Source organism: Halomonas sp. ML-15, from assembly GCF_014779595.1.
Classification (GTDB): Bacteria; Pseudomonadota; Gammaproteobacteria; order Pseudomonadales; family Halomonadaceae; genus Franzmannia.
The window spans coordinates 152,588-165,745 of record NZ_JACXZT010000010.1 but is presented as its reverse complement, the minus strand read 5'-3'; the positions used below and the strand labels follow the sequence as shown (position 1 = coordinate 165,745).

The 13,158-nt window shown below is 62.5% G+C and carries 10 protein-coding genes and 2 tRNA genes; 2 read left to right on the top strand and 10 right to left on the bottom strand.

The annotated features are described in order from the left end of the window. Positions 1–38 precede the first annotated feature (38 nt). The 5 genes from IEI94_RS07760 to sdhC form a co-directional block, all read right to left on the bottom strand. Positions 39–2,873, bottom strand: coding sequence for a 2-oxoglutarate dehydrogenase E1 component (locus tag IEI94_RS07760; protein WP_191166738.1), 2,835 nt, complete (start codon positions 2,871–2,873; stop codon positions 39–41). A 263-nt stretch (positions 2,874–3,136) separates the two neighbouring features. Beyond that, on the bottom strand, positions 3,137–3,847 hold the full coding sequence (locus IEI94_RS07755) for a succinate dehydrogenase iron-sulfur subunit (protein WP_191166737.1): 711 nt from the start codon (positions 3,845–3,847) through the stop codon (positions 3,137–3,139). Between the two features lie 10 nt (positions 3,848–3,857). Further along, the gene (sdhA, locus tag IEI94_RS07750; protein WP_191166736.1) at positions 3,858–5,630 is read right to left on the bottom strand and encodes a succinate dehydrogenase flavoprotein subunit; all 1,773 of its coding nucleotides are present in this window, start codon (positions 5,628–5,630) and stop codon (positions 3,858–3,860) included. 3 nt (positions 5,631–5,633) lie between these two features. Next, positions 5,634–5,981 (bottom strand): succinate dehydrogenase, hydrophobic membrane anchor protein, encoded by a 348-nt coding sequence (gene sdhD, locus IEI94_RS07745; protein ID WP_191166735.1) that lies wholly within the window; start codon positions 5,979–5,981, stop codon positions 5,634–5,636. Continuing rightward, positions 5,975–6,352: a succinate dehydrogenase, cytochrome b556 subunit gene (sdhC, locus tag IEI94_RS07740; RefSeq protein WP_318153376.1), complete on the bottom strand. Its 378-nt coding sequence runs from the start codon at positions 6,350–6,352 to the stop codon at positions 5,975–5,977. Before sdhC ends, sdhD begins: the two co-directional genes overlap by 7 nt. Before the next feature lie 404 nt (positions 6,353–6,756). On the opposite strand from sdhC, the gene gltA reads away from it, so the two are divergent. Further along, entirely contained in the window at positions 6,757–8,043 is a 1,287-nt protein-coding gene (gltA, locus tag IEI94_RS07735; protein ID WP_191166733.1) for a citrate synthase, read from the top strand. A gap of 585 nt (positions 8,044–8,628) precedes the next feature. Here gltA and IEI94_RS07730 read toward each other — a convergent pair. The 3 genes from IEI94_RS07730 to gltX all read right to left on the bottom strand — a co-directional run bounded on the left by IEI94_RS07730 (position 8,629) and on the right by gltX (position 10,349). Next, positions 8,629–8,704, bottom strand: a tRNA-Glu gene (locus IEI94_RS07730). Positions 8,705–8,719: 15 nt separating this feature from the next. After that, a tRNA-Ala gene (locus IEI94_RS07725) sits at positions 8,720–8,795 on the bottom strand. A gap of 75 nt (positions 8,796–8,870) precedes the next feature. Next, complete coding sequence (gene gltX / locus IEI94_RS07720; protein WP_191166732.1) at positions 8,871–10,349, bottom strand: glutamate--tRNA ligase; 1,479 nt, start codon at positions 10,347–10,349, stop codon at positions 8,871–8,873. A 123-nt stretch (positions 10,350–10,472) separates the two neighbouring features. Between gltX and IEI94_RS07715 the strand changes: the two genes are divergently transcribed. Then, positions 10,473–11,225, top strand: a complete 753-nt coding sequence (locus IEI94_RS07715) for an SDR family NAD(P)-dependent oxidoreductase (protein ID WP_191166731.1) — start codon at positions 10,473–10,475, stop codon at positions 11,223–11,225. Positions 11,226–11,232: 7 nt separating this feature from the next. Here IEI94_RS07715 and IEI94_RS07710 read toward each other — a convergent pair whose 3' ends face one another. Further along, positions 11,233–12,129 carry a LysR family transcriptional regulator gene (locus tag IEI94_RS07710; protein WP_191166730.1) on the bottom strand — a complete coding sequence of 299 codons (897 nt, stop codon included), beginning with the start codon at positions 12,127–12,129 and terminating at the stop codon, positions 11,233–11,235. A 362-nt stretch (positions 12,130–12,491) separates the two neighbouring features. Further along, positions 12,492–13,154 (bottom strand): bifunctional 4-hydroxy-2-oxoglutarate aldolase/2-dehydro-3-deoxy-phosphogluconate aldolase, encoded by a 663-nt coding sequence (locus tag IEI94_RS07705; RefSeq protein WP_191166729.1) that lies wholly within the window; start codon positions 13,152–13,154, stop codon positions 12,492–12,494. Positions 13,155–13,158 lie beyond the last annotated feature (4 nt).

Genomic DNA, 13,158 nt, shown 5'->3' with positions numbered 1-13,158 from the left:
TCCTTGTGTGTTCTCTCTCGCCCGGCAGGACGCCTTCTTTATGCGTTGAAGGCGTCGTCTACCAGTTGGCGCTGCTGTTCGACGTGTACGGACATGTAGCCCGCGGCGGGAGCGGCCGATGCCGGACGGCCGGCGAACTTGAGTTCGCGGCCGAGGCCATTGTCCAGCATGTCAGCCACCACCCGCATATGGTGCTGGCTCTGGTACCAGGCACCCTGGTTGAGCGGTTCTTCCTGGCACCACACCACCTGCTCGAGATTCGAGTAGGCCTTGAGGGTCTCGTAGAGCTCCTCCTTGGGGAAGGGATAGAGCTGTTCGAGACGCACCACGGCAGTATCCTCGCGCTCATGCTCGCTGCGGTAGGTGGCCAGATCGTAGTAGACCTTGCCGGCGCACAGCACCACCCGCTTGACCTTCTCGGCATCGAGCTTGCCCTGATCGGGCAGCACCATCTGGAACTTGCCGTGGGCCAGCTCCTCGAGGGTCGAGGTGGCCTCCTTGTGGCGCAGCAGGCTCTTGGGCGACATCACCACCAGCGGCTTGCGCAGCGGCCGGATGACCTGACGACGCAGCAGATGGTAGATCTGCGCCGGCGTGGTCGGCACACAGACCTGCATATTGTGCTCGGCGCACATCTGCAGGAAGCGCTCCAGACGCGCCGAGGAGTGCTCCGGCCCCTGCCCCTCGTAGCCATGAGGCAGCAGCATGGTCAGGCCACACAGCCGACCCCACTTGGTTTCACCAGAGGAGATGAACTGGTCCACCACCACCTGGGCGCCGTTGAAGAAGTCGCCGAATTGCGCCTCCCAGACCACCAGGTGGTTGGGCGCGGTTGTCGCATAGCCGTACTCGAACGCCAGCACTGCCTCTTCCGAGAGGAAGGAGTCGTGGATGGTGAATTGCGGCTGGCCGTCGGCCATGTGCTGCAGCGGCACGTAGGTGCTGCCATCCTTCTGATTGTGTACCACCGCATGGCGGTGAGAGAAGGTACCACGGCCCGAGTCCTGGCCGGTGATGCGGATCGGGTGCCCCTGATCGAGCAGGGTGGCGTAGGCCAGGGTCTCGGCGAAGCCCCAGTTGAGCCCCATGCCACCGGCCTGCATCTTGCGACGGTCTTCGTAGATCTTGGCCACCTGGCGCTGCACCTGGACCCCGTCAGGCACCTCGCACATCTTCGCTGCCAGCTGCTGCATGCGCTTCATATCGAAGGTGGTATCGGCGTCGCCGGTCCACTCGTGGCCGAGGTAGGGCCCCCAGTCGACGAACAGCTCGGTATTGGGCTCCTTGACCAGGGCATTGGCGACATGGTTGCCGGCCATCAGGTCTTCGCGATAGGTCTCCCCCAGCGCGGTGGCCTCATCCTCGGTGAGTACGCCCTCCTCGACCAGGCGTTTGGCATACAGCGCCCGTGCAGAGGGATGGTTCTTGATCTTCGAGTACATCATCGGCTGGGTGCCGGACGGCTCGTCGGCCTCGTTGTGACCGCGGCGACGGTAGCAGACCAGGTCGATCACCACGTCGCGCTTGAACTGCTGGCGATAGTCGATGGCCACCTGGGTGGCGTGCAGTACCGCATCCGGATCATCACCGTTGACGTGGAAGATCGGCGCCTGAACCATCTTGGCGATGTCGGTGCAGTACTCGGTGGAGCGCGTATCGTCAGGATGCGAGGTGGTGAAGCCGACCTGATTGTTGATCACGATATGCACCGTGCCACCGGTCTTGTAGGCGCGGGTCTGAGACATCTGGAACGTCTCCATGACCACGCCCTGACCGGCGAAGGCGGCATCGCCGTGGATATTGATCGGCAGCACCTTGGTGCCATCGCTATCATCGCGACGATCCTGGCGGGCGCGCACCGACCCCTCTACCACCGGCGACACGATCTCCAGGTGGGAGGGGTTGAAGGCCAGCGCCAGGTGCACTTCGCCACCCGGGGTCATGACGTTGGAGCTGAAGCCCTGGTGGTACTTGACGTCGCCGGAGCCGCGTTCGATGACTTTCTTGCCGTCGAACTCCTCGATCAGCTCCGAGGGACTCTTGCCGAGAATGTTGACCAGCAGGTTGAGACGGCCGCGGTGGGCCATGCCGATCACCACTTCCTTGGTGCCGTAGCCGCCGGCACGCTGGATGATCTCATCCATCATCGGGATAAAGGACTCACCGCCCTCGAGGCCGAAGCGCTTGGTCCCCGGATATTTCGAGGCCAGATAGTTCTCGAGCCCCTCTGCGGCACTCAGCCGCTCGAGCACATGCTTGCGCACCTCGGGGCTGAACTTCGGCTTCGAGCGCACCGATTCGAAACGCTGCTGCAGCCAGCGCTTCTCTTCGGTGTCGACGATATGCATGATCTCGCAGCCGATCGACCGGCAGTAGGTCTCCTCCAGGGCCTGGACGATCTCCTTGAGCGGCGCCTTGTCCTTGCCCAGGAAGAACGAGCCGGTCTGGAACTCGGTATCCAGGTCGGCGCTGGTCAACTGGTGGAAGGAGAGGTCGAGGTCGGGAACCGGTACCGGGCTACGCAGGTCGAGCGGATCGATATCGGCCTTCTGGTGCCCGCGGAAGCGGTAGGCATTGATCAGCTGAAGCACCTTGACCTGCTTCTTGTTCTCGCCGCTGTCGGCGGGGCTGACGGCCTTGGCGCTACGGCGGGACTTGCCGAGCTGATAGAACTGGTCGCGAATCGGGCTTAGCGGAACATCGTGGGAGGTACTGCCTTCAGGACGCGGCAACTGATCGAAGTAGTTGCGCCACTCGTCGGGGACAGCATTGGGATCAACGAGGTACTGCTCGTAGAGCGCTTCCACATAGTGGGCGTTGCCGCCACTCACGTGAGAAGTGCGCCACATCAACTCCATTATGCCTTCTTGCATCTCTCGGTCACCCTGCACTGATGGGGTGTTGTCGGCGCCTGATACGACGTCGCCGCATCGGCGTTTCTGGTGCCCTGCCGGCGGGGCTATCATGCTATCCGGCATGCCTGACCAAGCAGCGTTGCCTGAGCCTCGGCCTTGCCAATGATCGTCGAAAGCCGGTGCCTCGGGCACCGGCTCTCTGCGATCAGGGCCGTAATGGGCTGCGACACTCGGCCACAGCTCAAAACCGGGCTACATGATAGCAAGCCTTGGGCCACGATTTAAGTGGCATTGGCCAGTAGCATTTCGCGAATCTTGCCGATCGCGCGTGTCGGGTTGAGTCCCTTGGGGCATACCGACACGCAGTTCATGATCCCGCGGCAGCGAAATACGCTGAACGGATCCTCGAGTTCGGACAGACGCTCGCGGGTCGCTTCATCACGGGAATCGGCCAGGAAACGGTAGGACTGCAGCAGACCGGCGGGACCCACGAACTTGTCCGGGTTCCACCAGAACGACGGGCAGGAGGTCGAACAGCAGGCGCACAGAATGCACTCGTAGAGACCATCGAGCTTGTCGCGATCCTCCGGTGACTGCAGGCGCTCGATGGCCGGTGCCGGGGTATCGTTCTGCAGATACGGCTGGATGCGCTCGTACTGCTGGTAGAAGATTCCCATGTCGACCACCAGGTCGCGAATCACCGGCAGGCCAGGCAGCGGACGCAGGGTCAGCTTGTTCTTCTTGACCACCTCGGAGAGCGGCGTGATGCACGCCAAGCCGTTCTTGCCGTTCATGTTCATGCCGTCAGAGCCGCAAACGCCCTCGCGGCAGCTGCGGCGATAGGCCATGGAGCTGTCCTGCTCCTTGGTCAGGTGCAGCACGTCGAGCACCATCAGGTCGCGACCCTTGGTATCGACCTGGAACTCCTGCATATAGGGTGCGGAGTCGGTTTCCGGGTTGTAGCGGTAAATGGATACCTGAAGCGTGGACATCGTGACCCCCTTAGTAAGTACGGACTTTCGGCTCGAAAGTATCGACCGTCTTCGGCGTGAAGTTGACGTCGCGCTTGCCCAGCGTCTTGTCGGCGGGGAAATAGAGCGAGTGCTTCAGCCAGTTGACGTCGTCACGATCCGGATAGTCGTAGCGGGAATGCGCGCCGCGGCTCTCCTTGCGCTCCAGCGCCGAGATCGCGGTGGCTTCGGCCACTTCCATCAGGTTGTCGAGCTCGAGTGCTTCGACACGCGCAGTGTTGAAAGCATTCGACTTGTCGCCCAGATGGGCATTGGCGATCCGCTCACGTAGGTCGGCAAGCTGCTTGACGCCTTCCTGCATGTTGTCTTCCTGGCGGAATACGCCAAAGGCATTTTGCATGATGTCCTGCAGCTCGGCCTTCAGCTCCGGCACGCTTTCGCCGCCGCTGGACTCGTTCCAACGGCTCATGCGCTGCATTGCCGCATCGACGTCGGACTCGGTGGCATCCAGATAGTCGATGCCCTCGTTCAAGGCGCCCTCGATGAACATGCCCGCTGCGCGGCCGAACACCACCAGGTCGAGCAGCGAGTTGCCACCCAGGCGGTTGGCACCGTGGACCGAGACACAGGCCGCCTCGCCGCAGGCAAACAGCCCGTTGACGATCTGATCGTTGCCGTCGCCGTCCTGCATGATCGCCTGGCCATGCACGTTGGTGGGGATCCCGCCCATCATATAGTGGCAGGTGGGCACCACCGGGATCGGCTCCTTGGCCGGGTCGGCGTGAGCAAAGGTCTTGGACAGCTCGACGATCCCCGGCAGGCGCTTGCCCAGCACTTCTTCGCCCAGGTGATCGAGCTTGAGGAAGACATGGTCGCCCTTCTCACCGCAGCCGCGACCCTCGAGGATCTCCATGACCATCGAGCGCGCCACCACGTCGCGACCGGCGAGGTCCTTGGCGTTGGGCGCATAGCGCTCCATGAAGCGCTCGCCATCCTTGTTGACCAGATAGCCACCCTCGCCGCGGCAGCCCTCGGTGACCAGCGTGCCGGCGCCGTAGATACCGGTGGGATGGAACTGCCACATCTCCATGTCCTGCATCGGGAAACCGGCGCGCAGCGCCATGCCGATGCCGTCACCGGTATTGATCAGGGCGTTGGTGGTGGAGGCGTAGATACGTCCGGCACCACCGGTGGCCAGTACCGTGGCCTTGGACTTGACATGGACCACTTCGCCGGTCTCGATGTCCATGGCGATGCAGCCGACCACGTCACCGTTGGCGTTCTTTACCAGGTCCACCGCGTACCACTCGTTGAGGAAGGTGGTGTTGTTCTTCAGGTTGTTCTGATAAAGGGTGTGCAGCAGGGCGTGACCGGTGCGGTCGGCCGCGGCGCAGGTGCGCGCCGCCTGACCACCCTCGCCGAAGTTCTTGGACTGGCCGCCGAACGGACGCTGATAGATGCGACCATTGTCGAAGCGCGAGAACGGCAGGCCCATGTGCTCGAGCTCGAAGACCGCCTTGGGCCCCTCGGAACACATGTACTCGGCGGCGTCCTGGTCGGCGATATAGTCGCCGCCCTTGACGGTGTCATACATGTGCCAGCGCCAGTCATCGTTGGGATCGGCGGAGGCGATGGCACAGGTGATCCCGCCCTGGGCCGAAACGGTGTGCGAGCGGGTCGGGAAGACCTTGGACAGCACCGCGGTCTTCTTGCCGGACTTGGCCAGCTCGAGCGCGGCACGCAGGCCGGAGCCACCCCCGCCGATGATGATGGCGTCGAAGGACAGGCTACGCATGTTGGACATGGATCAGGCTCCCCACAGAATTTGAATGCCCCAGACCAGGAACACGAAGATGGCCAGGATAATAGCGCTCTGCACCGCCAGGCGGATGCCGGTCGACTTGAGATAGTCGGTGGTTACGGTCCACAGACCGATCCAGGCGTGGGCAGCGATGGAGACGAACGCCAACAGCGAGAAGATGCGCATCCAGGTCTGGGCGAACAGGCCATTCCAGGTGGCATAGTCGAGGCCCGGATTGAGTAGCAGGTAGGCAACGATGAAGAGCGTGTAGAGTGCCAGTATGACCGCCGAGAAGCGCTGAATCAGCCAATCGGAGAGGCCGCTGCGACCGAGATTCGTGATATTGGTTACCATACCCAGACTCCTGCGAGAATCACCAGAACCGCACTGACCACCACGGTGATCTGTGCCTTGCGCATGCCGCTTTCGAGGGTCACGCCGATGTTGAGATCCATCAGCAGGTGCTTGATACCGGCCACGAAGTGAAAGGCCAGCGCGGACAGCAGCCCCCAGGCGATCAGCTTGGCCAGCAGATTGTTGGCCAGCGCGTCCTGCACCGCGTAGAAGCCCGCCGGGGACGACAGCGACTTGTCCAGGGCCCAGAAGGCGAAGATCAGACCGATGAACAGAATGATGCCGGTGATGCGGTGAGTGATCGACGTCAGCGCGGGTAGGGGTAGCTTGATGGTGGAGATGTCGAGATTAATGGGTCGTTTGCTATTCACGGCTCTATACACACTCTCTTGGCCCGCTCTGTGCTTCGGGCATGGCCCGAGCGGGCGGTGGTTTTGAGGAAGGGCTCGGCCGTCTGCCAAGTCGGCACGACCTCCTGTTCCTGCCAGTCGCGCGGGGTGGATTATAGGGACTGGGGCCAACCATGACAAATTGTCGACGACGACTTGCGACCATGGTGCAGGTCTTGACCCGCCGACCCCAGCGCGGACAATGGTGCAAAGCACCATTTACTATACAAGACCTGTATAAATATAAAAGGTTCGCACAATAGGTCGCCGCTATGGACTAATTGACAATCCCCGGCACGCTTCTATAGTGGGCTGACCTTTTTCGCCGGCTTGGCAAGCGGGACAACGACTTATCGTCTGACGACAGAACTCGAGAGGAGGCCGACATGGCTGACAGAAAAGCACGATTGACCGTAGACGGGCTCGACAAGACGATCGAATTCCCGGTCTATTCTGGCAGCATGGGCCCGGACGTCATCGATGTCCGCACGCTGGGCGCAGAGGGGCTGTTCACCCACGATCCGGGGTTCATGGCCACCTCCTCCACCGAGTCTGCCATCACCTTCATCGATGGCGGCAAGGGGGTGCTGCTGCACCGAGGCTACCCGATCGGGCAGCTCGCCGAGCACTCCAATTTCGTCGAAATGAGCTATGCCCTGCTGTTCGGCGAGCTGCCCGACGAGGAGCAGTACACCAAGTTCGAGAGCACCATCCGCAACCACACCATGGTGCATGAGCAGCTGGCCAACTTTTACAAGGGCTTCCGCCGCGACGCCCACCCGATGTCGATTCTATGCGGCGTGGTGGGCGGCCTGGCGGCCTTCTATCACGACCATCTCGACATCACCAAGGAGGAGGATCGCACCATCAGCGCGATCCGCCTGATCGCCAAGATGCCGACGCTGGCCTCGATGTGCTACAAGTACAACATCGGCCAGCCCTTCAATTACCCGCGCAACGACCTGAGCTACGCCGAGAACTTCCTCTACATGATGTTCAGCAACCCGTGTGAGGAGTTCAAGGTCAACCCGGTATTCGCCAAGGCCATAGATCGCATCTTCATGCTCCACGCCGACCACGAGCAGAATGCCTCCACCTCTACGGTACGCCTGGCCGGCTCCACCGGTGCCAACCCCTTCGCCTGCATCAGTGCCGGCATCGCCGCGCTCTGGGGCCCAGCCCACGGCGGCGCCAATGAAGCCGTGCTGAGCATGCTCGACCAGATCGGCGACGAGTCCGAGGAGAATATCCAGCACTTCATCGACCGCGCCAAGGACAAGAGCGACCCGTTCAAGCTGATGGGCTTCGGCCACCGCGTCTATCGCAACTTCGACCCGCGCGCCAAGGTCATGAAAGAGACCTGTGACGAGGTGCTGGCCGAACTGGGCATGGCCGACGACCCGCAGCTCAAGATTGCCAAGCGCCTGGAGCAGATCGCCCTGGAGGACGAATACTTCATCGAGCGCAAGCTCTACCCCAACGTCGACTTCTACTCCGGCATCATCCTCAAGGCGATCGGCATCCCCACCAACATGTTCACCGTGGTCTTCGCCGTGTCGCGTACCATCGGCTGGATCTCGCACTGGAACGAGATGATCAGCAGCGACTACAAGATCAGCCGTCCGCGCCAGCTCTACACCGGCCACACCGAACGCGACTACCCGAGCAAGTAACCTCTATCAGCCGGCGAGCATTGCCGCTCGCCCACCGCTGCGGGCCACCCTTCGGGGTGGCCCGCTTGCGTTGTCGGCTTGACCGATCTTGCCCACGCCTCAGCGCTTGCAACAGCCCTTGTACAAGCCTCTCCACTCCTCAGCGACGTCTTGCGACGCCCTCCCTGGGCATGCTGCACCACGGCGAACCCCGGCCAGACCTCGCCTCCAGAGGGGTCGCCAAAGGTTTTCCACACAATCTGTGGATAACACTGTGCGCAACCTCGAGATAAGCCGCAGAAGCCACCATGACAAGCGGGCTACAGTTAGATTGTTTAATTTTTGATCAGTTTTATGTCTTTGATTTTATTGAATTAAACGAAGAAATTTCGAACAACCCTAGTTGCATGAAGGTTGTGCACAAGCTGTCAACCCACCAAGCCAGGAGTGGACAACTCAGGGGATATGTCAAGGCTCAGCGGCCAGATTCTGGCTTATATGCTAGGGAATTAGAACAGGAGACAAGGCCGAGCAGCAGCGCGTCACATCGCAATTCTGCGGCACTAACGAGAAAAGACGCCGCGATGGCGTCTTTTCAGAAAGGAGTGGCGTCCCATAGGGGGTTCGAACCCCTGTTCCCGCCGTGAAAGGGCGGTGTCCTGGACCACTAGACGAATGGGACGCTGGTGTCATGAGATGGTGGAGCCTAGCGGGATCGAACCGCTGACCTCAACACTGCCAGTGTTGCGCTCTCCCAGCTGAGCTAAGGCCCCGTCTCTCAAGAACGAGGCGTATACTAATTGCCGCCCCGCCCTTCGTCAAGCATAAATCGGCTACCGGTTTGTGGCTCATAACTCCCTGAACGTTTTCTCGAAACGCTTGGCCTGCTTCTTCGAGACACCGCCGAGAACATCGATGGCGTGTCGCAGCCGCGCACGCGTCATATCGGAGCCGAGTATCACCATGGCATCCATCACCGAGGTGGAGGTCGCCGAACCTGTCACGGCGATGAATACCGGCGCCAGCAGGGCCTTCATTTTCAGCTCGAAATGCTCCCCCAGCATCTTGACCTCGTTAAGCAGCGACTCCTTGTCCCAGCGCGATACGCCCTCGAGGCGCCAGACCAGGAATTGCAGCAGCTTGAGCAGCGTCTCGCGCTCGAGCTTGATATCGGCGAAGCTCGCCTCGTCGATAGCCGGCAGGCCGGAGAAGAAGTGCCCCGCAAGAGGTGCCACCTGAGACAGGGTGTCCACCCGCGGGCGCACCTGGGGCAGGATCTGGTTGACATAGGCCTCGTTGAAGGCCCACTCGCGCAGCGCCTCCAGGAAGGCCGCATCATCGAGATCCTCGCGGATATAGACGCCGTTTAGCCAGGTCAGTTTATCCAGGTCGAATACCGGCCCGCCCAGCGACACCCGCTGGATGTCGAAACTGGCCATCATCTCGTCGAGGGAGAACTTCTCACGGTCGTCGGGCATCGACCAGCCCATGCGTCCCAGGTAGTTGGTCACCGCCTGAGGTAGGAACCCCATGCGCCGATAGTAGTTGATCGAGGTCGGGTTCTTGCGCTTGGAGAGCTTGGACTTGTCGGGGTTGCGCAGCAGCGGCATATGGCAGAGCGTGGGCATCTGCCAGCCGAAGTACTCATACAGCAACTGATGCTTGGGTGCCGAGTTGATCCACTCCTCGCCGCGCAGCACGTGGGTGATGCCCATCAGATGGTCGTCGACCACGTTGGCAAGGTGATAGGTGGGCATGCCGTCCGACTTGAGCAGAATCTGAGCATCGACCTGGGCCCAATCGACCTCGATATCGTCGCGCAGCATATCGCGCACCACGCAGCTGCCCTCGCTGGGTACCTGCATACGCACCACATAGGGCCAGCCCTCGCGTTCACGACGCGCCCGCTCGTCGTCGGGCAGCGCCAGGTCGGCGGGCTTGAGCGCCATCTGCAGGCCGGCCGCCTTGCGCGTCTCGCGCAGCTCATCGAGCTCCTCGCTGGTGCGGTAGCACTTGAAGGCGTGGCCAGCGTCGAGCAGCCGCTGGGCGTGCTCGGCATAGATTTCGCCGCGCTCGCTCTGGCGGTAAGGACCGTGGGGACCACCCACATCAGGCCCTTCGTCCCAGTCGAGACCCAGCCAGCGCAGCGAGTCGAGAATCATCTGCTCGGACTCCGGCGTCGAGCGCACCCGGTCGGTGTCCTCTATGCGCAGCACGAACTGGCCGCCGTGCTGGCGAGCGAAACAGAGGTTGAACAGCGCGATATAGGCGGTGCCGACATGAGGGTCGCCGGTGGGTGACGGGGCGATGCGCGTGCGTACAGTCATCTGCTGCAATCCTTGGGTCGAGAAGCTTGCCGGCATTATACGCACTCCCCCGCCGCCCATCAGCCGGGGAATCATTGCCGCGCCGCGTAGTCCACTGAGCGGCGACATACCAGGAGGTCAGCCATGTTCCCCACGCTCCCCGAGGGCATCAACGTACTCGTCACCGGCGCCTCTGGCGGCATCGGCCAGGCGCTCTGCACAGCGCTACTCAATGCACCTCAGGTCACCCGGCTGATCGCCGTCAGCCGCCGGCCACTGGCGCTGGAGGACCACGACCCGCGGGGTATCGCCGAGCCGCTACAGGCCGACCTGACCAGCGCCGAAGGCCGCGCCGCGCTGGCCGAGCGGCTCGACGGCGCCCCGCTTCACTTGTGCATCAACGCCCTGGGCATGCTCCATGATGACGCCGCCGGCATCGGCCCGGAGAAGCGCCTGGAGGACCTCGAGGCCGGTGCCCTGACCCGCCTGTTCGAGGTCAACGCGGCGACGCCTGCACTGCTGCTGCAGACGCTACTGCCGTCGCTCAAGGGGCAGCACCCGACCTACTTCGCCAGCCTCTCGGCGCGGGTCGGCTCGATCGGCGACAATCGTCTCGGCGGCTGGTACGCCTACCGCGCCAGCAAGGCCGCCCACAATATGCTGCTCAGGACCGCCGCGGTGGAGCTCAAGCGCCTCAACCGCCAGGCCTGCGTGCTGTGCCTGCACCCCGGCACCACAGACACCGCACTCTCCCAACCCTTTCAGGCGCGGGTCCCCGACGGCAAACTGTTCACCCCGGGTTACGTCGCCGAGCGCCTGCTGACGGTAATTGCCCAGCGCACCCCCAACGACAGCGGCAGTTTCTGGGATTGGGCCGGTGAGCCGATCCCGTGGTGACGCTCCCCTACAACGCCAAGTGTTCACGGAACCAGTCGGTAATGAAATCCAGATAGGCGCGGGTCTTGTCGGGCAGATACTTGCGCGAGCGGAACAGCACCAGCATGCTGCCGTGCTCGTTCCAGTAGGGCTGCAGCAGCGGCACCAGCAGCCCCTCGGCCACCGCCTGACGGGCCGCGAAGGTCGGCAGGTAGGCCAGCCCGAACCCCGCCTTCGCGGCTTCCACCACCCCCAGCAGGTTATTGATCACCAACCGTGAGCCGGGCTCGATGTCCAGCGGCTGGCCGTTGAGTGAAAAGCGCCAGTGGGCGCCGAGGTCGTAGTTGCCGTAGAAGATGCTGTCATGCTCGCGGATATCCTGGGGATGCTGAGGACGGTTGACCCGCGCCAGGTACTCCGGCGCCGCATAGAGCCCGTAGACCACCTTGCACAGCGGCCGAGATACCAGGCTCGAGGGCGGCAGCGGCCCCATGCGGATGGCCAGGTCGACGGCGTCGTCGATGGGCTCGAAGCGCTGGTCCTCGAGCAGAATTTCCACCGCCACGTCAGGGTAGCGACGCATGAAAGCGGTAGTCGGTGCGGCCAGATACATGAAGCCGAAGCTGACCTGGGCGCTGACCTTGAGCTGGCCACGCGGCCGCGCGGTGACCGACTGCACCTGGGCCTCGGCGGAGGCCAACTCCTCGCGGATACGCAGGCCATGTTCGTAGTAGATCTGCCCCGACTCGGTAAGCCGCAGTGAGCGCGTCGAGCGATTGAGCAGACTCACCCCCAGCTCGTCTTCCAGCGCCGCGACCCGCTTGGAGGCCAGCGATTTGGAGATACCCAGGCGCCGTGCAGCGGCAGTAAAACTGCCGCTGCGCACCACTTCGACAAAGACTTTAAGAGCATCCAGGGTCGCCATGTCGGGCCTCGTATCCTGTCATGATGGGCTCGCGCTAAGTTTCCATTTTGGAAACACTAGTTTTCGATTGTACCCACTTATTCCGCAAAGGCCGACTGCCTATACTGGCCGGGTCTTCACCGACGACCGGCCCTGCCGGGTGCCGGTAAGACCAACGCCATCAGGCAAGGGCAATGGTGCCCACGCCTGGATGACGCCTTCAGTGCAACTTGCTTGTGCGCGGCCGGCTGTCCCTGGATGACCGGCGCGCTTTCTTTTGCCCGGCATTTGCCCCACATCCAGCACGCAAAAAAAGACCCGCTCACGAGGAACGGGCCGAACAACAGCACGGGCTGTCGAGAGAGATAGTATTCGTTGCCTGCTCAGTGGTGGAAGCGCTCCGCCGCCTGACGTGCCAGCTCGCGGATGGCGTCCCAGTCCTCGGCCTCGACCAGCGCCTTGGGCGTCAGCCAGGAGCCGCCTACGCACATTACATTGGGCAGCGCCAGATACTCGTCGGCATTGTCGACGCTGATCCCCCCTGTAGGACAGAAACGCGCTTCGGGAATCGGCGCACCGAACGCCTTGATCGCCTTGGCGCCACCGCTGGATTCGGCAGGAAAGAACTTGAAGCGACGGTAGCCGTACTGCCAGCCGGTCATCAGCTCGGAAATGGTCGACACCCCCGGCAGCATCGGTACCGGGCTCTCCACGCCATAGCGATAGAGCGCTTCAGTGGCGCCCGGGGTGACCACGAAGTCGGCACCGACCTCCTCGGCCAGACGGTACTGGGCCGGCGTCAGTACCGTTCCCACGCCAATACTGGCGCCCGGCAAGGCCTCGCGCATGCGCTTGATCGCCTCCAGCGCACAGTCGGTACGCAGCGTTATCTCGAGCACGGTCAAGCCACCCTCGACCAAGGCACGCCCCATCGGCACGGCATCCTCGAGGCGCTCAATGGTAATCACCGGAATCACCTCGGCCTTGAGACAGATGCTGTCGAGTTCGGTAGTGCGCGTGGATGGCAGCTGCTTGTCGATGGTCATGATC

What these genes read in the sequence shown, in the direction of transcription:
- IEI94_RS07755 (WP_191166737.1), bottom strand. Translation starts at nt 3,847, where the DNA reads ATGTCCACGCTTCAGGTATCCATTTACCGCTACAACCCGGAAACCGAC.
- IEI94_RS07715 (WP_191166731.1), top strand. Translation starts at nt 10,473, where the DNA reads ATGTTCCCCACGCTCCCCGAGGGCATCAACGTACTCGTCACCGGCGCC.
- IEI94_RS07760 (WP_191166738.1), bottom strand. Translation starts at nt 2,873, where the DNA reads ATGCAAGAAGGCATAATGGAGTTGATGTGGCGCACTTCTCACGTGAGT.
- gltX (WP_191166732.1), bottom strand. Translation starts at nt 10,349, where the DNA reads ATGACTGTACGCACGCGCATCGCCCCGTCACCCACCGGCGACCCTCAT.
- IEI94_RS07705 (WP_191166729.1), bottom strand. Translation starts at nt 13,154, where the DNA reads ATGACCATCGACAAGCAGCTGCCATCCACGCGCACTACCGAACTCGAC.
- sdhD (WP_191166735.1), bottom strand. Translation starts at nt 5,981, where the DNA reads ATGGTAACCAATATCACGAATCTCGGTCGCAGCGGCCTCTCCGATTGG.
- sdhA (WP_191166736.1), bottom strand. Translation starts at nt 5,630, where the DNA reads ATGTCCAACATGCGTAGCCTGTCCTTCGACGCCATCATCATCGGCGGG.
- gltA (WP_191166733.1), top strand. Translation starts at nt 6,757, where the DNA reads ATGGCTGACAGAAAAGCACGATTGACCGTAGACGGGCTCGACAAGACG.
- IEI94_RS07710 (WP_191166730.1), bottom strand. Translation starts at nt 12,129, where the DNA reads ATGGCGACCCTGGATGCTCTTAAAGTCTTTGTCGAAGTGGTGCGCAGC.